Origin of the sequence: Mycobacterium sp. P7213, assembly GCF_900604305.1 — a bacterium.
Classification (GTDB): Bacteria; Actinomycetota; Actinomycetes; order Mycobacteriales; family Mycobacteriaceae; genus Mycobacterium.
The window spans coordinates 1-20,845 of sequence record NZ_UWOA01000067.1 but is presented as its reverse complement, the minus strand read 5'-3'; the positions used below and the strand labels follow the sequence as shown (position 1 = coordinate 20,845).

At 69.6% G+C, this 20,845-nt stretch carries 20 protein-coding genes and 1 pseudogene; 8 read left to right on the top strand and 13 right to left on the bottom strand.

Going from position 1 to position 20,845, the window contains the following annotated elements; all coding sequences use genetic code 11:
* On the top strand, positions 1-653 hold a 653-nt coding region (locus EJK91_RS23210), incomplete at its 5' end, for a DUF2599 domain-containing protein (protein ID WP_444850838.1).
* Positions 654-720: 67 nt separating this feature from the next.
* Here EJK91_RS23210 and glgC read toward each other — a convergent pair.
* On the bottom strand, positions 721-1,935 hold the full coding sequence (glgC, locus tag EJK91_RS19665; RefSeq protein ID WP_024442962.1) for a glucose-1-phosphate adenylyltransferase: 1,215 nt from the start codon (positions 1,933-1,935) through the stop codon (positions 721-723).
* A gap of 129 nt (positions 1,936-2,064) precedes the next feature.
* Here glgC and glgA point away from each other — a divergent pair, with 129 nt between their 5' ends.
* A complete protein-coding gene (glgA, locus tag EJK91_RS19660; protein ID WP_046301858.1) occupies positions 2,065-3,225 on the top strand; it encodes a glycogen synthase in 1,161 nt (386 codons plus the stop codon).
* A gap of 46 nt (positions 3,226-3,271) precedes the next feature.
* Here glgA and EJK91_RS19655 read toward each other — a convergent pair whose 3' ends face one another.
* From EJK91_RS19655 to EJK91_RS19625, 7 genes are all read right to left on the bottom strand, one after another.
* Complete coding sequence (locus tag EJK91_RS19655) at positions 3,272-3,442, bottom strand: DUF3117 domain-containing protein (protein ID WP_064998965.1); 171 nt, start codon at positions 3,440-3,442, stop codon at positions 3,272-3,274.
* Between the two features lie 166 nt (positions 3,443-3,608).
* Complete coding sequence (locus EJK91_RS19650; protein ID WP_024442960.1) at positions 3,609-4,175, bottom strand: DNA-3-methyladenine glycosylase I; 567 nt, start codon at positions 4,173-4,175, stop codon at positions 3,609-3,611.
* A gap of 5 nt (positions 4,176-4,180) precedes the next feature.
* Entirely contained in the window at positions 4,181-4,492 is a 312-nt protein-coding gene (locus EJK91_RS19645; protein WP_024442959.1) for a DivIVA domain-containing protein, read from the bottom strand.
* A 103-nt stretch (positions 4,493-4,595) separates the two neighbouring features.
* Positions 4,596-5,543 carry a glucosyl-3-phosphoglycerate synthase gene (locus EJK91_RS19640; RefSeq protein WP_024442958.1) on the bottom strand — a complete coding sequence of 316 codons (948 nt, stop codon included), beginning with the start codon at positions 5,541-5,543 and terminating at the stop codon, positions 4,596-4,598.
* Complete coding sequence (gene folP / locus EJK91_RS19635; RefSeq protein ID WP_241178759.1) at positions 5,540-6,364, bottom strand: dihydropteroate synthase; 825 nt, start codon at positions 6,362-6,364, stop codon at positions 5,540-5,542. Before folP ends, EJK91_RS19640 begins: the two co-directional genes overlap by 4 nt.
* 89 nt (positions 6,365-6,453) lie before the next feature.
* Positions 6,454-8,250 carry a long-chain-acyl-CoA synthetase FadD6 gene (gene fadD6 / locus EJK91_RS19630; protein ID WP_046301860.1) on the bottom strand — a complete coding sequence of 599 codons (1,797 nt, stop codon included), beginning with the start codon at positions 8,248-8,250 and terminating at the stop codon, positions 6,454-6,456.
* 32 nt (positions 8,251-8,282) lie between these two features.
* Positions 8,283-8,846 (bottom strand): LOG family protein, encoded by a 564-nt coding sequence (locus EJK91_RS19625; RefSeq protein ID WP_024442955.1) that lies wholly within the window; start codon positions 8,844-8,846, stop codon positions 8,283-8,285.
* Positions 8,847-8,892: 46 nt separating this feature from the next.
* Between EJK91_RS19625 and EJK91_RS19620 the strand changes: the two genes are divergently transcribed.
* A complete protein-coding gene (locus EJK91_RS19620) occupies positions 8,893-10,932 on the top strand; it encodes an AAA family ATPase (protein WP_125079751.1) in 2,040 nt (679 codons plus the stop codon).
* On the opposite strand, the gene dapE is transcribed toward EJK91_RS19620, so the two are convergent.
* Entirely contained in the window at positions 10,922-12,001 is a 1,080-nt protein-coding gene (gene dapE / locus EJK91_RS19615) for a succinyl-diaminopimelate desuccinylase (protein WP_024442953.1), read from the bottom strand. The genes EJK91_RS19620 and dapE overlap by 11 nt on opposite strands.
* Positions 12,002-12,116: 115 nt before the next feature.
* Between dapE and dapD the strand changes: the two genes are divergently transcribed.
* Positions 12,117-13,070 carry a 2,3,4,5-tetrahydropyridine-2,6-dicarboxylate N-succinyltransferase gene (dapD, locus tag EJK91_RS19610; protein ID WP_125079754.1) on the top strand — a complete coding sequence of 318 codons (954 nt, stop codon included), beginning with the start codon at positions 12,117-12,119 and terminating at the stop codon, positions 13,068-13,070.
* A 6-nt stretch (positions 13,071-13,076) separates the two neighbouring features.
* On the opposite strand, the gene EJK91_RS19605 is transcribed toward dapD, so the two are convergent.
* Both EJK91_RS19605 and EJK91_RS19600 read right to left on the bottom strand, forming a co-directional pair.
* Entirely contained in the window at positions 13,077-13,373 is a 297-nt protein-coding gene (locus EJK91_RS19605) for a hypothetical protein (protein ID WP_024442951.1), read from the bottom strand.
* A gap of 38 nt (positions 13,374-13,411) precedes the next feature.
* Positions 13,412-14,878 carry an acyl-CoA synthetase gene (locus EJK91_RS19600; RefSeq protein WP_125079750.1) on the bottom strand — a complete coding sequence of 489 codons (1,467 nt, stop codon included), beginning with the start codon at positions 14,876-14,878 and terminating at the stop codon, positions 13,412-13,414.
* Positions 14,879-15,007: 129 nt separating this feature from the next.
* On the opposite strand from EJK91_RS19600, the gene EJK91_RS19595 reads away from it, so the two are divergent.
* The gene (locus tag EJK91_RS19595) at positions 15,008-15,733 is read left to right on the top strand and encodes a helix-turn-helix transcriptional regulator (RefSeq protein ID WP_024441190.1); all 726 of its coding nucleotides are present in this window, start codon (positions 15,008-15,010) and stop codon (positions 15,731-15,733) included.
* 14 nt (positions 15,734-15,747) lie between these two features.
* On the opposite strand, the gene EJK91_RS19590 is transcribed toward EJK91_RS19595, so the two are convergent.
* The gene (locus EJK91_RS19590; RefSeq protein WP_125079749.1) at positions 15,748-16,647 is read right to left on the bottom strand and encodes a pseudouridine-5'-phosphate glycosidase; all 900 of its coding nucleotides are present in this window, start codon (positions 16,645-16,647) and stop codon (positions 15,748-15,750) included.
* A gap of 130 nt (positions 16,648-16,777) precedes the next feature.
* Here EJK91_RS19590 and EJK91_RS19585 point away from each other — a divergent pair.
* Positions 16,778-17,470 (top strand): annotated as a pseudogene (locus EJK91_RS19585) (HNH endonuclease family protein); the annotation flags it as partial.
* Positions 17,471-17,472: 2 nt separating this feature from the next.
* Here EJK91_RS19585 and dapC read toward each other — a convergent pair.
* Positions 17,473-18,570: a succinyldiaminopimelate transaminase gene (gene dapC, locus EJK91_RS19580; RefSeq protein ID WP_125079753.1), complete on the bottom strand. Its 1,098-nt coding sequence runs from the start codon at positions 18,568-18,570 to the stop codon at positions 17,473-17,475.
* 206 nt (positions 18,571-18,776) lie between these two features.
* Here dapC and EJK91_RS19575 point away from each other — a divergent pair, with 206 nt between their 5' ends.
* Positions 18,777-19,325, top strand: coding sequence for a PadR family transcriptional regulator (locus tag EJK91_RS19575; protein WP_024441186.1), 549 nt, complete (start codon positions 18,777-18,779; stop codon positions 19,323-19,325).
* A 46-nt stretch (positions 19,326-19,371) separates the two neighbouring features.
* A partial coding sequence (locus EJK91_RS19570) for an NADPH-dependent 2,4-dienoyl-CoA reductase (RefSeq protein ID WP_164518035.1) occupies positions 19,372-20,845 on the top strand: 1,474 nt, incomplete at its 3' end.

The following is a 20,845-nucleotide window of genomic DNA, read 5'->3' as shown; positions in this document are numbered from 1 at the left end:
GTGCGGGCGCGGGCGGCGGCACCGGTGGCGTGGGAGTCGGCATGCTGCTGGGCACCGGAGGCACCGGCGGCGCCGGGGGCATCGGTGTGGCAGGAGACATCGGCGGTGACGGCGGAGTGGGCGGCGCCGGCGCCTGGTGGCTGGGTCGCGGGGGCGACGGCGGCGCCGGCGGTGCGGGCGACGGGGACGAAAACGGCGGCGCCGGCGGCGACGGCGGCGCGGGCGGTCTGTTGTTCGGCCGCGGCGGCGACGGCGGCCTCGGCGGTGAAGGCGGCGCGGGTGGCCTGGGCGGCTCCGGCGGCTTCCTGGGGGCCGCGGGCATCAGCGCGGCGCCGTATGTCGCCAACACCCAGTGGGTGACCTATGACGGCGGAACCAGCTTGCGTGTCTATCCGACCGAGACCGCCCGAACCGAGGCCGGCGAGCCCGGCACCCTGCGCCAGGGCGAGCAGGCCTGGGCGGAGGTCCTCAAGCGCAACCCGGAGGCCAACAACGCCGGTATGCGCGCACAGTTCCTGTGTCACTGGCAGTTCGCCGAGTTCATCCAGCCCGGCAAGACCAGTTGGAACCTGGAGCCGTGGCGCCCGGAGGTGAGCACGTTGGATCTGCTCGCCCACGGCTGCAACGCCGGCGGCGCGGAAGAGCCGTTCTAAGGCCGGAGCCTGATGCCTCGCCAGCGTGAAGATGGCTTCACGCTCGGCGAGGCGGTGGCGATCGCCGCTAAATCCACACGCCCTTGCCGACGGCGACCACGCCGCCGGCGCTGATGGAGAACCGTTCCCGGTCCTTCTCCAGGTCGACTCCGATCATCTCGCCGGGGCCGACCACGACGTTCTTGTCGAGGATCGCGTGCCGCACCACAGCGCCGCGCCCCACCCGGGCCCCGGGCATGATCACGCTGTCCTCCACGATCGCGCCGTCATCGATCACCACGTTTGACGACAGCACCGAGTTGCGCACGGAGCCTGCCGAGATGACGCTGCCGGCGCCGACCACCGATTCCTGCGCCGAGCCCCCGTTGACGAACTTCGCGGGTGCCAGATTCTCGGTCGCGCCGTGAATCGGCCAGCGGTTGTTGTACAGGTTGAACACCGGGTGTGCTGACACCAAGTCCATGTGCGCGTCGTAGAACGCGTCCAGGGTTCCGACGTCACGCCAGTAGCCGCGGTCGCGCTCGGTGGCGCCAGGTACCTCATTGTCGGAGAAGTCGTAGACCGCGGCCATTCCGTCGGCCACCAGGCGCGGCATGATGTCGCCACCCATGTCGTGGTCGGAGTGATCATCGTCGGCGTCGGCGCGGATCGCATCGATCAGCACCTTGGTGGTGAACACATAGTTGCCCATCGACACATACGTGCTTTCTGGGTCATCGGGTGTGCCGGGCGGGTTCGCCGGCTTCTCCAGGAAACCGCGGATCCGGCCGGAGTCGTCGGCGTCGATGCAACCGAACGAGGACGCCTCCGCGCGCGGCACCCGCACCCCGGCGACCGTCGCCCCGGCCCCACTGGCGATGTGGAAGCGCACCATCTGTTCGGGGTCCATCCGGTACACGTGGTCGGCTCCGAACACCACGATGTAGTCCGGGTCTTCGTCGAAGATCAGGTTCAGCGATTGATAGATGGCATCGGCGGACCCCGTGTACCAGCGCGGGCCGAGGCGCTGCTGGGCGGGCACCGGGGTGATGTACTCCCCCGCCAGGCCGCTCAACCGCCAGTTCTGCGAGATGTGCCGGTCCAGGGAATGCGACTTGTACTGCGTCAGAACACAAATCCGCAGGTAGCGCGCATTGACCAGATTCGACAGCACAAAGTCGATCAACCGGTAGGCACCCCCGAACGGCACCGCCGGCTTGGCTCGGTCGGCGGTCAGCGGATGCAGCCGCTTGCCCTCCCCACCGGCCAGGACGATGCCCAGCACATGCGGCGCTTCCCTCATGGCCACAAACCTATCGGCCGCTTCGGACCCCTGCCAGGTTGACCGCACGATTGGCGAACGTTCTTTACCAAAAAATCACCGATCGATCCGCTGCGCGGCCGGTGATCGGCGACCGATACCGTGCCGGTTATGCGGGTGGCGATGCTGACTCGGGAATACCCTCCGGAGATCTATGGCGGCGCGGGCGTCCACGTCACCAACCTGGTCGAGGCACTACGACGGTTGTGTCACGTCGACGTGCACTGCATGGGCGCGCCCCGGCCGGGCGCACACGCGCATCAGCCCGATCCGGCGCTGCGCGACGCCAATCCGGCACTCGGGACGCTGTCGGCCGACCTGACCATGGTCGACGCCCTCAGCACCGCCGATGTCGCACACTCCCACACCTGGTACACCGCCCTGGCCGGCCGGCTGGCGGCGTTGCTGTACGACATCCCGCATGTGCTGACCGCGCACTCACTGGAGCCGCTGCGCCCCTGGAAGGCCGAACAGCTGGGGGGCGGCTACCGGGTGTCGTCGTGGGCCGAGAAGGAAGCGACGATCGCCGCCGACGCGGTCATCGCGGTCAGCTCGGCCATGCGCGACGATCTGCTGCGGGTTTACCCGGATCTGCGCCCCGACCGCGTGCACGTGATCTACAGCGGCATCGACACCGCGGTCTGGCGTCCGCAGCCCACCGGCCCGGATTCGATGCCCGCAGAGCTCGGTGTCGATCCGGCCCGGCCCATGGTGGCGTTCGTCGGGCGGATCACCCGGCAGAAGGGGGTGGCTCATCTGGTGGCCGCCGCGCACCGGTTTCACCCGGACGCGCAACTGGTGTTGTGCGCAGGTGCCCCGGACACCCCGGAGATCGCCGATGAGGTCAGTGCCGCGGTGGCCGATCTGGCCGCCACCCGCAGCGGGGTGTTCTGGATCCAGGAGACCCTGCCCGCTCGCAAGATCCGCGAACTACTGTCGGCGGCAACAGTTTTTGTGTGCCCGTCGGTCTACGAGCCGTTGGGCATCGTCAATCTGGAGGCGATGGCCTGCGGCACGGCGGTGGTCGCCTCCGACGTCGGCGGTATCCCAGAGGTGGTCACCGACGGGCAGACCGGCACCCTGGTCCACTATGACGCCGCCGATCCGGACGGGTATCACGCCGAACTCGCCGAAGCCGTCAACGCGTTGATCACCGACCCGGCCCGTGCGCAGCGCTACGGCGACGCCGGCAGGCGTCGCTGCGAGGAGGTGTTCTCCTGGGCGCGAGTGGCCGAGCAGACCTTGGCGGTCTACCGGCAGGCGGGCCGCTAGCCCACCGTCACGCTCTGGGTACTTACGGCGACCCGCTGCGATCGCCTTAGCCGCTGGTGACGGCTTTGAGTTCGTCGCCGAGGGCGGCGGCCTCATCCGGAGTCAACTCGACGACCAGTCGTCCACCGCCCTCAAGCGGTACTCGCATCACGATGCCTCGCCCCTCTTTGGTCGCTTCCAACGGACCGTCGCCGGTCCGGGGCTTCATCGCCGCCATCGAGTGCTCCCTCCAGGTACCAGCCCGCAGGCCGTGCCCATGATCTGCGCCGGGTGTGCACGGCAGTCGCAGCGTCCGGCATCGAACTGCAGTTTCACTCCGCCATTCTCCCCTATCGGCGACGGCGCGTGCACAAGACCCGATTCCGTAGTGCATTTTAATGGATCTAACCGGTTACCGGTGGCACCCAGCATGCCCGGACGTGGTCGTCGACCATGCCCGTGGCCTGCATCAACGCATAGGCGGTAGTGGGTCCCACGAATCGGAACCCGCGACGCTTCAATTCGCGCGCCATCGCCGTCGATTCCGGCGTGACGGCCGGAATTGCCGACAGGTCCGCCGGACGCGGACGCGGCGGCGGGGCGAACGACCACAACAGGTCCGCCAAATCGGTGGAACCGAGGTCGACGGTCGCCCGGGCGTTGGCGATCGTCGCCTCGATCTTGGCTCGGTTGCGCACGATGCCGGCGTCGTCCATCAGCCGGGCCACGTCGGCGTCGGTGAAGCGTGCGACGGTCTCCACGTCGAAGCCGGCGAACGCCCGCCGGAAGTTCTCCCGCTTACGCAGTATCACCAGCCACGACAGCCCGCTCTGGAATGCTTCCAGGCTGACCCGCTCGAACAGTGCGGTCGAGTCCCGCACCGGACGTCCCCACTCCTGGTCGTGGTAGTCGCGGTACAGCACGGAGGCGCCGTCGACCCAGCCACACCGGATCTGGCCGTCGTCGGGCACGCCGCTCAACGCGACTCCGCTGCCGTCTCGGCGGCCGCCTGCGCCGCGGCGAGCTCGCCGCGGAGTTGGTCGAGCTCGGCCCCGAGGCGCTCCAGCACCCAGTCGACCTCACCGGTGTTGTAGCCGCGCAGCACCTGGGAGAACTTGACCGCGTCGACGTCGGCACCGGTGACCCCGGACGCCGGCAGCATGGTCGCCGTCGTCGCGCGCGGCAGCGGCGGCAGCTGCTCACCCCGGCCGAACAGCGTGCTGGCCACCCCGAACAGCAGCAACGCGGTGAGCACGAGCACAACGAGATACAGCAACACCAGTGTCACGGCATCGATAGTGCCTCATCACACCGACATGAGGGGCGGTGCCGAACGGATCAACGCTGGCGACCCGCTGCGCCCGGCTCCGCCGCGCTGGCGATCGCCAGGATCAACGCTGGCGCAGGGTGTTCATCGGTGGCCGGTCGACCAGCGACAACGGGGTGGTGCGCGGCAGATAATCCATTCCATCCGGGCCGTCGGCGACGAACTGGGTCAGGCCCACCCCGGAATCGGGGACGCCGCAGCGCGACAGCAAGGTGGCGATGACTTGGCGGCTCATCAGGGCCAACTCGGCCAACGGGCGATTGCGGTGCGCCCGTACACCGAGGTTGACCTGGGCGATCGCCTCCAGCCCCAGCCGGTCGTAGGTGTCGATCAACAGCCCGATCTCCACCCCGTAGCCGGGTGCGAACGGAACCGACGCCAACAGTTCACGACTGCCGGCGTACTCCCCACCCAACGGCTGGATCACCGCACCCAGATCGGGGCGCAGCGCGGTCAACAACGGTCGGGCCACCAGCTCGGTGACCCGACCACCGCCGGTGGGTTCCTCGGTGCCGTTGACCTTCAACGGCCGCCGGTAGAAACCCTTGACGAGGTGGACGCCGTCCCCGGTCAGCAGGGGCCCCACCAGGTTGGGCACGAACATCGGGTCGGGGTCGATCAGATCGGAGTCGATGAACACCACGATGTCACCGCTGGTGGCCGCCAGCGACCGCCACAGGGCTTCGCCCTTACCGGGCTGCGGGGGCACCTCCGGGACCGCCTGTTCGCGGCTGACGACGCGCGCGCCGGCCGCGATCGAGCGGATCTCGGTGTCATCGGTGGACCCGGAGTCCAGCACGATCAGCTCGTCGACCAGGTTGTCGACCAGCGGCGTGATGCTGTCGATGACCGATTCGATGGTCGCCTGCTCGTTCAGCGCGGGCAGCACCACCGAGACGCTGCGACCGGTCTTGGCCTTGGCAGCCAGCAGCTCGGCCACCGTCCACTGCGGCCGGGTCCAGGTGCGCCCGGACAGCCGGGTGTCGCCCGGCGCCGAGACCAGGTCGGTCATGCGAGTCCCCTTACTGTGCGGGTCGGGGCCCGAACGCCCTGGATCGATGCCACCATCTGCAGTACGCGCCGGGTCGGGCCGACCTCGTGAACCCGAAACATCCGGGCTCCAGCGGCCGCCGCGAACGCGGTGGCCGCCAATGTTCCGTCCAGTCGTTCGGTGAGACCCACTCCAAGAGTCTCCCCGATGAAGTCTTTGTTGGAGAGCGCCATCAGCACCGGCCATCCGGTACCGACCAAATCCTCCGTATGTCGTAACAACGCTAGCCCGTGGAAGGTGTTCTTGCCGAAATCATGGGTGGGATCGATCAGCACCCGATCCCGGGCCACCCCGGCCTCCACCGCCCGTTCCGCGGCCGCGGTGACCTCGCTGATCACCGCTTTCACCACCCCGTCGACGCTGGTGCCGTAGCTCACCCGGAAGGGACGGGTGCGCGGTTTGGCGCCTCCGGTGTGCGAGCAGACCAGCCCCGCCCCGAACTCGGAGGCCACCGCCGGCAGGTCCGGGTCGATCCCGGCCCAAGTGTCGTTGATCAGGTCGGCACCGGCCGCGCAGGCGCGTTTGGCCACCTCCGCACGCCAGGTGTCCACGCTGATCAGCTGCTCGGGATAAGCGCTGCGCAGCCATTCGATGAACGGCACCACCCGAGCGGTCTCGGTGTCGGCGTCGACGGTCTCCCCCGGCCCGGCCTTGACCCCGCCGACGTCGATGACGTCGGCGCCGTCGGCTACGGCGCGGTGCACGGCGGACTTGGCCGCCTCGTCGGTGAACGTGGCGCCCGCGTCGTAGAACGAGTCGGGGGTGCGGTTGACGATCGCCATGATCAGCGCTCGATCGGCCGCCACCGGACGACCGCAGAAGTGGGACTGCACCTGTCTATGGTGCCCGGTACCGCTGCGCAGCTACTCGGTCAGCCCTGCGGTCGCTTACCGGCGGCCACTTCGTCGGGGTAGTCGGCGTAGAAGGGCACGTAGCCTTCGTCGCGGCCGGCCAGCACGTACAGCGGGTCCTCGATCGCTCCCTCGTCCTGGCCACCGTCGCCGTAGCCCTGCTCGCGCAGCTCAACCTTGCGACTCTTGAACGTGGTGGTGTGGGACATCGACGGCACCACCCGCACGAACAACGGCACCGCATAGGAAGGCAGCTGGTCGAAGACCACGGCGGCCAGCCCCGGCCCGTCGAAGGTCACGCCGTCGCGCAGTTTGACCGCGGCCATCCCGGCACGGCCACCGGTCCCGGGCACCTCGACGCCGTAGACGGCGCACTCCTCGATCGCGTCGTCGACGCTCAGCGCGGCCTCGACCTGGGTGGTGGCGACGTTCTCGCCCTTCCACCGGAAGGTGTCGCCGAGCCGGTCGACGAATGCGGCATGCCCCATGCCCTGCGGGCGCATCAGGTCACCGGTGTTGAACCAGCAGTCCCCTTCGCGGAAGGCGTTGCGCACCAGCTTCTTCTCGTTGGCCTCGGGATCGGTGTAGCCGTCGAACGGCGAGAACCGGTTCACCGGGCTCAGCAACAGCCCGGGCTGGCCGGCAGGCACTCGCTGCACCCAGCCGTCCGGGCCGCGCAGCGGCAGGCCGGTGTCGGGGTCGTATTGCACGTAGGCCAGCGGCAACGGATAGACACCGGTGCTGCGCGGCACGTTGAACACGTTGAGGAAGGCACTGTTGCTCTCGCTGGCGGCGTAGAACTCGCAGACCCGCTTGATCCCGAACCGGTGGGTGAACTCGTCCCAGATCTCCGGCCGCAGCCCGTTGCCTGCGATCACCCGCACCTGGTGTGCACGGTCGGTGGGCTTGGCGGGCTGGTTGAGCAGATACCGGCAGAGCTCGCCGATGTAGACGAACGCCGTGGCGTCCGCGGCGATCACCTCGTCCCAGAACCGTGAGGCCGAGAATGACTTGCCCAGGGCCAGCGTGGCGCCGGCGTTGAGCACCGACGACACCGCGACCGTCAGCGCGTTGTTGTGGTACAGCGGCAGGCAGCAGTACAGCGTGTCGCTGCCGCGCAGGCGCAGCCCGACACCTCCGAAGGTGGCCAGCGCACGCAACCAGCGGTAGTGCGTCATCACGCTGGCCTTGGGGTAGCCGGTGGTGCCGGAGGTGAAGATGTAGAACGCGGTGTCCTTGGCCAGTACCGCGTTGACCGATGCCGGGTTGCCGTCCGGTGCGGTGGCGGCCAGCCGCCGGAACTCCTCGATGGTCACCGGCGCGTCGGTGCGGCCACACTCCTTGACGGCATCGACCAGATCGGACTCCGCAACCAGCAAGGCGGCGCCCAGCAGGTCCAGACTGTGGGCCAGCACATCACCGCGCTGGTGGTAGTTGAGCATGCCGGCCACCCCACCGCATTTGGCGACGGCCAGCATCATCAGCACCGCGTCCGGGGAGTTGCGCAGCATGATCCCGACGACGTCGCCGTGGCCGACGCCGCGCGCGGCCAGCACCGCGGCGTAGCGGTTCACGGTCTCGTTGGCTTCGCGGTAGGTCAGGTGCTGCTCGCCGAACCGGATGAAGACCCGGTCACCGAGTTGGGCCGCGCGATCCTGGAAGACCTTGCCGATCGAGGCCTTGGAGGTGGGCCGGGCCCGCAGTCCGGTCCACAGCCCGCGCAGGATGGTCGGCGCGTCGGCCAACAGGCGGGGGGTGCGGGCCAGAACGTCGACCAGTCCCACCTGGGTGACGGTGCCGGAGTCGTGGTCGGACACTTTATCGCCTCATTTCGCCGAAAATCGAGAGCTTAACCGCTACCGGCGGTACCGGGTGAACAGGCGTCCAGCGCCGCCTCCATATCGCCGAACACCAGCAGGCGATCCATCGCACGCCGGGATACGAAACCGGTGTCGATGAGCCCCGACAGCCACGTCCACAGCCCCTCGAAGTGGCCATCGGGATCGAGGAGCACCACCTCTTTGTCGTGCATGCCCAGATACCCGGCCGTCCATGTTTCGAACAGCTCTTCCAGCGTGCCGATACCGCCGGGCAGGGTCAGGAATGCGTCGGCGCGGTCATCCATCACCTGCTTTCGCTCGCGCATGGTGTCGGTGACGATCAGCTCGTCGGCGTCGACGTCGGCCACCTCGCGGTGCAGCAGCGCCTTGGGGATCACCCCGACGGTGTGCCCGCCGCGCTCGCGGGCGGCCACCGCAAGCGCGCCCATCGCCGAGACGTTGCCGCCTCCCCACACCAGCGTCCAGCCCCGCTCGGCGATCGCGGCACCGACCTTGGCGGCCAGCGCCAGCAGTGCCGGATCGTTGGGGCCCGACGCGCAGTAGACACAGACCGCCCATTCGCTCGACCGCACACCGAAAGGCTATCGGGCGGTTGGCTCAGACCGTAAACTCTCGGCGATGCCGATCCGGTGGAACGTTCCCGAGCACTCGGCGGCGTTGCATCAGCTCACCGCAGCACTGGACCCCGGCGCGGCCCGGGCCGGCGCGGTGGTGCTCGGTTCCGACGGGTGCGGCAAGTCCACCCTGGCCCGGTTGGCGGCCGAGGATTACGCCGACCGCCATCCCGGGACGCGAGTGTGTTGGGTGATCGGCACCCCCGCCGAGCGCGACATGCCGTTCGGCGCCTTCAGCCATCTGGTTGCGGTGGCCGACATCGGCAAGCCGGCCGCGCTGCTGCGGGCGGCGCGCGCCTCGTTGGTCGATGCGGCGGGCGAGCTGCTGCTGGTGGTCGATGACGCCCATCTGCTCGACATCTTATCGGCGACGCTGGTCTACCAGCTGGCCCTGACCGGGTCGGCCCGAGTGATCGTCACCGGGCGCGCCGACTGCTCCCCAGCGCCACCGCCGCCGATCACCGCACTGTGGGGCGACGACCTGCTGACTCGCATCGATATCACCGCCTTAGAAGAGGTGGGCGCGGCGGGTGAGGCCGGCCGTGACGTGGACGCCTTCGTGGCGGGCTTGCCGGCCGACGCTCGTGCGGTGCTGGACTACCTGGCCGTCTTCGAGCCGCTGGCGCTGGTCGATCTGATCAGCCTCACCAGCGCCGACGCGGTCCGCCACGCCGAGGAGCTGGGCGCGGTGGAGACCCGTTCTCGCGGCGGCCGCGAGCCGGACCCGGTGGTCTACACCGCTCACCCGCTGTTCGCTGAGCGTGCCCGCGGCGCTCTCGCAGTCGAGGATGCGCGTGCCCGGCGTACCGACGTGGTCGGCAGGCTGACCTCCCGGCCCTGCGCACACGTCGGCGAGCAGTTGCGGCTGGCAGCGCTGTCCGCCGACAGCGACGCCCCGCAGCCCGCCGCCGAGGTGGTGGAGGCCGCGCAGCAGGCGCTGAGACTGGGCGATCTGCAACTGGGTGAGCGGCTGGCCCGTCACGCCCTGGATCGGTCGGACGGACTGGCGGCGCGGCTGGCGCTGGCGCACGCGCTGGGTTGGCAGGGCCGTGGGCGCGACGCCGACGCGGTACTGGCGGCCGTCGACCCGGCCGGCCTCAGCGAGCCGGAGCTGATGGCCTGGGCGCTGCCGCGGGCCGCCAATCAGTTCTTCATGCTGGGCGAGCCCGAACGCGCCACCGCCTTCCTGGCGGCCACGCGTAGCCGGGTGACCGGCGTGGCCCCGCGCATCACCCTGGATGCGCTCGGCGCCACCTTCGCGATGAATGCCGGCAACATCGGTCGCGCCGTGCAGGCCGCCACCGAGGTCCTGGCCGACCCGGCCGCCGACGACATGGCGGTGGCCTGGGCGGGCAGCGCCGCGGCGCTGTGCGCGGCGCGATCCGGTCGCTTCGACGACGTCGGCCCCTTAGCGCGCCGTGCCCTGGAAGCCGAACATCCCGGGGTGCTGCGGTTCACCGTCGGGCTCGCCGAGATCACCGCTCTGCTGATGGACGACCGGCTCGACGACGCCCGCGAGCTAGCCTGGCAATTCACCGATTTCGCCGAGCTGTCCCAGCCCGGCCGGGCTATCGGCGAGGTGCTGGTGGCGCAGGTGCTGATCGCCGCCGAAGAGTACGAGGCTGCGACCGCAATGTTGGGGCCGGCCACGGCCACGCTGGAGCGCACCGGCTATTCGTGGGGCCCGCTGTCGCTGACGCTTCTTGCCACCGCACTGGCCCGCCAGTCCGACATCGCCGGTGCGGCAAAGGCATTGAGCCGGGCCGAATCCCGGCACGGCACCAAGTCAGCGCTGTTCGCTCCGGAGCTGGGGGTGGCGCGGGCTTGGCAGCGGGCCGGCATGCGCGACCAACATGGGGCGATCGCCGCGGCCCGAGAAGCCGCCAAGATGGCCGAACGCACCGGGCAGTCCGCGGTGGCGCTGCAGGCTTGGGACACCGCCGCCCAGCTCGGCGATGCCCGGGCCGTCGACCCGTTGAGCCGGCTGTGCGACGAAGTCGACTGCGCGTTCGGCCGGACCGCGCTGAACCGGCTCAGGAGCTGAGGAAGCCGCGCAGCAGCTCGGCCACCGTGCTGATCTGCGCGACCGGCACCCGCTCGTCGACGGTATGGGCCAGGTTGGGATCACCGGGGCCGTAGTTGACCGCGGGAATGCCGCGGGCGGCGAACCGGGAGACGTCGGTCCAGCCGTACTTGGCCCGCACCTGTCCGTCAGCGGCGGACACCAGCGCGGCGGCGGCGGGTGCGGTGAGCCCCGGCAGGGCGCCGGCGGCGCAGTCGGTCTGCTCGATCTTCACGTGCAAGCCGTCGAACACCTCCTGAACGTGGATCAGCGCCTCGTGGGGCGTGCGGTCCGGGGCGAAGCGGAAGTTCACGGTCACGCTCGCGGCATCGGGGATGACGTTGCCGGCCACCCCGCCGTCGATGCGCACCGCCGACAGGCCCTCCCGGTAGACACAGCCGTCGATGTCGATACTGCGCGGCTGGTAGGCGGCCAGCCGATTCAGCACCGCCCCCAGTTTGTGGATGGCGTTGTCGCCCAGCCAGGACCGCGCCGAATGCGCCCGGGTACCGGCCGCGGTGACGACGACCCGCAGGGTGCCCTGGCAGCCGGCCTCGATGTAGCCGCCGGTGGGCTCGCCGAGGATGGCGAGGTCCGCCGCCAGCCAGTCCGGCAGGTTGCGCTCGATGCGGCCCAGCCCGTTGGCGGCTGCCTCGATCTCCTCGCAGTCGTAGAACACGCAGGTCAGGTCGTGCACCGGTTCGGTGAGGGTGGCGGCCAGGTGCAGGAAGACGGCGACACCGGATTTCATGTCGACGGTGCCGCAACCGTGCAGCACGTCGCCCTCGTCAGCGGTGCTGGTGCGCCGGCTGGGCAGGTTGCCGGCCACCGGCACGGTGTCCAGATGCCCGGCCAGCAACACCCGGTTCGGGCGTCCCAGGTGCGTGCGGGCCAGTACCGCGTCGCCGTCGCGGACGATCTCGAAGCCGGGGGCCTGCGCCCGCAGTGCGGCTTCGACCTCGTCGGCGATGCGCGCTTCGTGCCGCGACTCGCTGGGAATGTCCACCAGCGCCGCGGTCAGGGCAATCGGGTCGGAGTGCAGGTCCAGCACGGATTCAGCCTAGTGCGTGCGCGTGGCCGCCGAGCAGATGTGAACCCGCCGGGGCGCGCCGGGACTTTTGCTGGGGACACCCCCGCTGGGGCACTGTTCGCCGAAAGAACGTAGCCTGACCGGCGTGACTGGAGCTTCGGGCGTCGGGATAGCGACGCTGGCCGCAGACGGATCGGTGCTCGACACCTGGTTTCCCGCACCGGAGTTGGGCGGCTCGGGCCAGCCCGGGACGACCCGCCTTGGCGCGGATGAGGTGCCCGCCGAGTTGGCCGGACTGCTCGGGCGTGACGAAGACCGCGGCACTGAGACGGTCGCGGTGCGCACCGTGATCGGATCGCTGGACGACGCCGCTGCCGACGCCTACGACGCCTACCTGCGCCTGCACCTGCTGTCGCACCGACTGGTGGTGCCGCACGGGCTCAACGCCGGCGGACTTTTCGGCGTGCTGACCAACGTGGTGTGGACCAATTACGGTCCGTGCGCCGTGGAGGGGTTCGAGTCGACTCGGGCCCGGTTGCGCCGGCGCGGCCCGGTGACGGTCTACGGCGTGGACAAGTTCCCCCGCATGGTCGACTACGTGCTGCCGTCCGGCGTGCGTATCGCCGACGCCGACCGGGTGCGCCTCGGCGCGCACCTGGCATCCGGGACCACAGTGATGCACGAAGGATTCGTCAACTTCAACGCGGGCACGCTGGGCGCCTCGATGGTCGAAGGCCGCATCTCCGCCGGTGTGGTGGTCGGCGACGGCTCCGATGTCGGCGGCGGCGCTTCGATCATGGGCACGCTGTCCGGCGGTGGGACCCAGGTGATTTCGATCGGCCAGCGCTGCTTGCTGGGCGCGAACGCCGGACTGGGCATCCCACTGGGCGACGACTGCGTGGTCGAGGCCGGGCTCTACGTCACCGCCGGAACCAAGGTCACCCTGCCCGACGGCAGCACGGCCAAGGCCCGCGACCTGGCCGGCGGAAACAACCTGCTGTTCCGCCGCAACTCGCAGACCGGCGCGGTCGAGGTGGTGGCCCGTGACGGTCAGGGCATCGCGCTCAACGAGGACCTGCACGCCAACTAAGCAGCGTTACAGCATTACCCTGCTGATCTTGTCGCTGTCTTTCCCGATCGTCTTGCAGTAAGCGCTGACCGCAACCTGCGTTCCCGACAGCTCCAGGTTCGACGGCTCGCCGCCCTTGGAGTCCTTGAGCATCTTGGAGATCTCGGCGCGCTGCTTCTCGTCGGTGTGGCCGTTGAACTCTCCGCAGGTGGTGTCGCCACCTTTGTTGATGACCTTGTCCACCGCCGAGCATCCACCGAGTAGGACCGACGCGCAGGCAACAACGGTGACAGCGGCGAGACTGAATCGGTTCCTAGCCTTCACGGGGCCACCCTTCTGGTTTCCATTCGCGCAAGCGGAGCCTACGTCAGCAGCGCCTTCTTGAGCACCTTTCCCATCGCGTTGCGCGGCAAAGCATCCACGATCCGCACCTCACGAGGCCGCTTGTGCGCCGAAAGCTGTTGACCGACATAGTCGATCAATTCGCTGGGCAGCCCAGCACCCGGCGCCGAGGCGACCACGAATGCGACGATCCGCTGCCCCAGGTCTTCGTCGGGCAATCCGACGACGGCCACTTCGCAAACCGCGGGATGGCCCAGCAACGCCGTCTCGATCTCACCGGCCCCGACCCGGAAGCCGCCGGTCTTGATCAGATCGACCGATTCGCGGCCGACGATCCGATGCATACCGTCGCCGTCGATCACGGCCACGTCCCCGGTGCGGTACCACCCATCGGCGTCGAATGCCTCGGCGGTGGCGTCGGGCCGGTTGAGGTAACCGTTGAACAGTGTCGGCCCGCGCACCGCGAGCCGCCCGATCGTCGCCCCGTCGTGCGGCACCGGGCCACCGTCATCGGCGACGAGCTTGGTCTGCACCCCGTGCAACGGCAGACCCACCCATCCCGGGCGGCGCTCGCCGTCGACCCGCGTGCTCACCGTGATCAGCGACTCGGTACTGCCGTACCTCTCGATGGGTGCGTGACCGGTCTGGGCGACGAGGGCGTCGAACACCGGGACGGGAAGCGCCGCGCTGCCCGAGACCAGCAGCCGCGCCGGCCGCAGCGCTGCGGCGGCGCTCGCGTCGGCGACCACTCGCGACCACACGGTGGGCACCCCGAAATACAGCGTGCCGCCCGCGGCCGCGTATGCCTCCGGCGTCGGCTTGCCGGTGTGTACGAAGCGGTTGCCCACCCGCAACGAACCCAACAAGCCCAAGACCAAGCCGTGCACGTGATACATCGGCAAGCCGTGGACCAGCACGTCATCGGGGCTCCACTGCCAGGCCTGCGCCAGGGCGTCGAGGTCCGCGGCCAGCGCCCGCCGGCTCAGTTGCACACCTTTGGGCGGTCCGGTGGTGCCGGAGGTGTAGATGATCAGCGCGGTCTCTTCGCCCGGCGGTTCAGCGAGGCTCGACGAAGGAGAGGCGAAGCTGGGACCGCCGCTCGGACCCGGCGGTTCAGCGAGGCTCGACGAAGGAGACGATCCGGCGCGCGCCGGGAAGTGCGGCAGGCCGGCGAGGTCATCGGGGCGCTCCCCCAGCCAGGCTTGCGCTCCCGAGTCACGCAGAATGTGCTGGCGTTCGGCGACGCCGACGTCAGCGGGGACCGGAACCACCGGAACCCCCGCGAGCAGACAGCCGGTGACCGCCAGCACGGTCTGCGCCGTGGGGGTCGCCAGCACCGCGACCGTCGGCGCCCCGGCAAGGTCTTTCAACACTGCCGCGGAAGCGGCACTCAACTCGGCACGGCTCAGGAGGGTGTCGCCGATACGCACCGCATCAGCGATGTCCGAGGCGTTCGAGCCGTCAGCAACCAGCGAGGTCAGCAGCATCTGGGGGACGTTACCCGGTCCGCGGCGCGAGCCCAGCCGAGCTGCCGAACGGCGGCCGACCGCCACAAGTGGTATCAACGAATCAGTTCCCTTAAATTTAAGGGCAACTCCTCATGGAGAGGCACTCCCATGTACGACCAGTCCGTCCAGCGGCAGGCCGCAGCTCGCGGTCAGCGGTTGCCGCGCAACCAGCAACGCGATCGGGTGCTGCGGTTGGTGGGCGCTGCCAGTGGTGCAGTCGACGCCGCCGAGCTCGCCGAGCGGATGCACCTGCACGTCACCACGGTGCGCTTCCACCTCGATGCCTTGTGTGAGGACGGGACAGTCGCCCGGACCCGGATCAAACGTGACGGCGTCGGGCGACCCCGCACCGGCTATGTGGCGGTGCGTGACCGGCTGGACTACCGCAGCCTGGCCGAGATCTTGGCCATGGAGCTCGGCGAGACCGCCGCCGAACGCCAGGAGCGTGCCGAACGGGCGGGCCAGCGTTGGGCCGACCGGATCCTGGCATCCGACGACTCCGCCGCCGAGGGACCCGTCACGCGGAACGGATCGACGCCCGACCCCAGCATCGACGAGTGCGCGGACCGGATCGCGGGGATTTTCGCGCGGATGGGGTTCGGTGCGGAACTGACCGCGGCGACCGAAGACGGTGCAGACGACAGCCCGCGCACGATCCTGCTGCACGCGTGCCCGGTCCGCGATTTGGCGCGGGAACACCCCGAGGTCAGCTGCGCCATGCACCGGGGCCTGCTGCGTGGCCTGCTCAACGCCGAGAACGCCCCCGGCGGCAGCGCAGAGTTGGAACCGTTCGTCGAACCGGATATGTGCATCGCCAGGGTGATCGGCCGCTGACCTGACAACGGGTCCTAGTGACCCGCATAGGCCACGGCGATCTCGGCGGCCACCCGCGCATTGGCCAGCACCAGTGCGACATTGGCGGCCACCGACGCGCCGTGCGTCTCGCGGTGGAAGTAGTCCAGCAGGAACGGTGTGACGTCCTTGCCTTGGATGTCCGCGGCCCGGGCGGCGGCCAATCCTTCGGCCAGCACCCTGTCGTGCAATTCGCGGTCCAGCTCGGCGTCGGCGGGAATCGGGTTGGCCACTACCAGCCCGCCGTCGGTGCCCAACCGGTCACGGGCCCGCAGCACTGCGGCAGCCTGTTTGGGCGTCTGGACCCACCAGTCGAGCGGATGACCGGAGTCGGCGAGGTAAAAGGCCGGGAAGCGGTCGGTGCGGTAGCCGATCACCCCGACCGACAGCGTCTCCAGCCGTTCCAACGTGGCACCGATGTCCAGGATCGACTTCACTCCCGAACACACCACCAGCACCGGGGTGCGCGACAGCGTGGTCAGATCCGCGGACTCGTCGTAGCTGTCCCGCGCGCCGCGATGCACACCGCCCAACCCACCGGTGGCGAACACCGTGATGCCGGCCGCCGCCGCCAGGTGCGCGGTCGCGGCGACCGTCGTCGCGCCGTCGCCGGCCACCGCGGCCAGCATCGCGATCTCGCGGACACTGACCTTGATCGCGGTGGTCCCGCTGGCGATGCGGTGCAGCGCGTCGTCGTCGAGGCCGATGTGCGGCTCGCCGTCGACGATCGCGATGGTGGCCGGCACCGCGCCCGCCGAGCGCACGGCGTGCTCGATGGCGCGTGCAATGCGCAGGTTGTCCGGACGCGGCAGACCATGGCTGATGATCGTGCTCTCCAGCGCCACCACGGCCCGACCGGCGTCCAGCGCCTCCGCGACCTCGGGATGGATGCGCATCCGCTCAGCCTATGGTGCGCGGCGTTCGGTGCGCATCGCTCGTGTCGGGGCAGTTTGGTAGCGTCCCCGACTGTTCACGGGGTTGATGCGGCGGTCCCAGCCTCGCTGAACCGCCGGGAGTGGAGGTGCCATGGTCGACCAGCGACGCAGGTGGCCGGGCTGCCTTGCCGCGCTCACGGCGGCCCTGCTGATCGCGGCACCGCCCGCCACCGCGGACCCGGTTCCGGTCGGTGCGGCCGACGGATCGGCCGAGCTGGCCATGCTCGACGCGCTGCCGATCAAGGGCCGCGCGCCCAAGACCGGCTACTCGCGCGGCCTGTTCGGCCAAGCGTGGAGCGACGACGTCACGGTGCCCGGGGGACACAACGGCTGCGACACCCGCAACGACATCCTGCGCCGCGACCTGGTCGACATCGAGATCAAGCCGGGCACCACCGACTGCGTGGTGGCATCCGGTGTCTTGAACGATCCCTACACCGGTACCGCGATCGCCTTCCAGCGCGGTCGGGATACTTCCCAGGCGGTGCAGATCGACCATGTCGTGGCGTTGTCGGATGCCTGGCAGAAGGGCGCCCAGGGCTGGGATGAGCTCACCCGCCGCAACTTCGCCAACGATCCGCTGAACCTGCAGGCCACCAGCGGGCCGATCAACGAGCAGAAGGGCGACGGCGACGCCGCCACCTGGCTGCCGCCCAACAAGTCCTACCGCTGCGCCTACGTCTCCCGGATCGTCGCGGTGAAGTCCGGCTACGGCCTGTGGGTGACGCAGGCGGAGCACGACGCGATCGAGCGGATTCTCACCGGCGAATGCGGGGCGCCGGCCGGCTAACCCAGCCGGGCCGCCGCCGCGGCGATCCGCTCATCGGTGGCGGTGAGCGCCACCCGCACGTGCTGCGCGCCGGCCGGGCCGTAGAACTCGCCCGGCGCCACCAGGATGCCGCGCTGAGCCAACCAGTCGACGGTGGTGCGGCACGCCTCGCCGCGGGTGGCCCACAGGTAGAGCCCGCCTTGCGACAACTCGATGGTGAAACCGGCCGCCTGCATCGCCGGAAGCAGCGTCGCCCGGCGGCGGGCGTAGCGATCACGCTGCTGCTGCTCGTGGGCGTCGTCGTCGAGGGCGGCGACCATGGCCGCCTGAATCGGGGTGGGCACCATCATCCCGGCGTGTTTGCGTACCGCGAGCAGTTCGGCCACCACCGCGGCGTCACCGGCGACGAACCCGGCGCGGTAGCCCGCCAGCGAGGAGGTCTTCGACAGCGAATGCACCGCCAGCAGGCCGCGGTGATCGCCGTCGCACACCTCCGGATGCAGCACCGACCGCGGCTCGGAGTCCCAGCCCAGCCCCAGGTAGCACTCATCGGAGACCACCAGGACGTCGTGCTCGCGCGCCCAGGCCACGACAGCGCGCAGCTCGTCGGCGGTCGCGATCGCCCCGGTCGGGTTGCTCGGCGAATTCAGGTACACCAGGGCCGGCGGCGGACCGTCGAGCAGTTGCGGGGTATCACTGCGCACCCATGGGGCCCCGGCCAGCCGGGCGCCCACTTCGTAGGTCGGGTAGGCCAGTTCGGGGACCACGACCGCGTGCTGGTCGCCGAGGCCGAGCAGGCTCGGCAGCCAGGCGATGAGTTCTTTGGTGCCGATGACGGGTAGCACCGCCGACTCGGACAGGCCGGTGATCCCATAGCGCCGTTGCAGCGCGGCGACCGCCGAGGAGCGCAGCGCCGCAGTGCCGGCGGTGGTGGGATACCCGGGCGCCGAGGATGCCGCAGCCAGTGCCTCGCGGATGATCGGGGCGACCGGGTCGACCGGGGTGCCGACAGACAGGTCCACGATGCCGCCGGGGTGCGCCTTGGCCAGCGCCGTCGCCTCGGCCAGGGTGTCCCACGGAAATGTCGGCAGTGCGGCCGATCTGCCGCCGCGCACGGGACTCACGAGGCTGCGGCGACGCAGGGCGGATTCATCGGTCCTGATAGTAGAGCCCGGTGCGGCGACGCGACCACCACGGCCCAGTCAGCTACCGCGGCGACGCGCAGCAGCCGGCTCCGCCGCGCTTGCGATCACCGGGCCTATGCACTCAGTTGCTGTGCAACAAGTTGCATAGGATGGTCATGGCTGCCTATGCTCCCCACGTGGCACTTCCGCACGCGATCCTGGTGTCCCTGAGCGAGCAGTCGGGTTCGGGCTATGAGCTCGCGCACCGTTTCGACCGCTCGATCGGCTATTTCTGGAGCGCCACCCACCAGCAGATCTACCGGACGCTGCGAGCCATGGAGGCCGACGGCTGGGTACAGGTCACCGAGGTGGCCCAGCAGGGCCGCCCGGACAAAAAGGTCTACACCGTGGCCGAGGCCGGCCGTGCGGAACTGGCCCGCTGGATCGCGGCCCCCCTGGCCGGGCGCGGAAGCTCGGTGGTGGACAACCGTCTGCGCGAACTGGCGGTCAAGATTCGCGGCGCCGGCGACACCGAACGCGCCACGGTGCGCGGGCAGGCTGTGGATCTGCGCGCCGAACGTGGCGAGCGCTTGGACATCTACCGCGCCCTTGAGAAGAAGCAGTTCCCGGATCCGCGCTCGCTGACGGGCGCCGCGCTCCATCAATACCTGGTGTTGCGCGGCGGCATTCGCGCGGAGGAGAGCGCAATCGACTGGCTCGACGAGGTTGAACAGGCACTGAGTTGAAGGGCTGACTGTGACAACAGAATCCAGCAATCCATACCCGCTCTTGATGTCCCCGCTGGACCTGGGTTTCACAACCCTGCCGAACCGGGTGGTCATGGGTTCGATGCACACCGGCCTGGAAGACCGCGCCGGCGACACCGCCAAACTGGCCGAGTACTTCGCGACGCGTGCCCGCGGCGGCGTAGGGCTGATGATCACCGGCGGATACGCCCCGAACCGGTCGGGATGGCTGCTGCCGTTCGCCTCGGCAATGACCACTCGCGCCGACGCGCGACGCCATCGGCGCATCACCGACGCCGTGCACGATGCCGGCGGCAAGATCGCGCTGCAGCTTCTGCACGCGGGACGCTATGCCTACCATCCGTTTTCAGTCAGCGCGTCGAGCATCAAGGCACCGATCAACCCGTTCCGGCCGAGGGCGTTGTCTACCCGCGGGGTCGAGTCGACGATCGCCGACTTCGCCCGAGCCGCCGAGCTGGCTCGCGAAGCGGGTTATGACGGCGTGGAGATCATGGGCAGCGAAGGCTACCTGCTGAACCAGTTCCTGGCGGCGCGCACGAACAGACGATCCGACGGCTACGGCGGTTCTGCCGCCAACCGCCGCCGCTTCCCGGTGCAGGTCGTGGCTCAAACGCGCGCGGCCGTCGGCGACGACTTCATCATCTGCTATCGGTTGTCGATGGCCGACTATGTGGAGGATGGCCAGAGCTGGGAGGAAATCCTCTCGCTGGCAACCGAAGTCGAGGAAGCCGGCGCCACCCTGATCAACTCCGGCTTCGGCTGGCACGAAGCTCGGGTGCCGACCATCGTGACTTCGGTTCCCAATAGCGCCTTCGTCAACATCAGCAGCGCCGTCGCCGATCACGTCACGATCCCGGTGGTGGCCTCCAATCGGATCAACATGCCGCAGGCCGCCGAGCAGATCCTCGCCGAGACATCGGTGCGCCTGATCTCGATGGCCCGCCCGATGCTGGCCGACCCGGACTGGGTGCGCAAAGCCGCCGACGGCCGTGCCGATGAGATCAATACCTGCATCGCATGCAATCAGGCCTGCCTGGACCACGCCTTCGTGCACAAGAAGGTCTCCTGCCTGGTCAACCCCCGAGCCGGTCATGAGACCACGCTGGTGCTCGGCCCGACGCGGCGGCGCCGGCGCATCGCGGTGGTGGGCGCCGGGCCGGCCGGGTTGTCCGCGGCGGTGTCGGCCGCCGAACGCGGCCACGAGGTGACCCTGTTCGAGGCGAATGGCTTCATCGGCGGCCAATTCGACTTGGCCAGAAGAATTCCCGGAAAGGAAGAGTTCGCCGAAACGATCCGCTACTACGCCACCATGCTGGACAAGTACGCGGTGACGCTACGCGTGGGCAGCCGGGCTGGGGTCGGCGAGTTGACCGGCTTCGACGAAGTGGTGCTGGCCACTGGGGTCAAACCGCGGATCCCCCAGATCCCGGGCATCGAGCATCCGATGGTGATGTCGTATGCCGAGGCGATCGCGGGCCGGCCGGTGGGCTCCTCGGTGG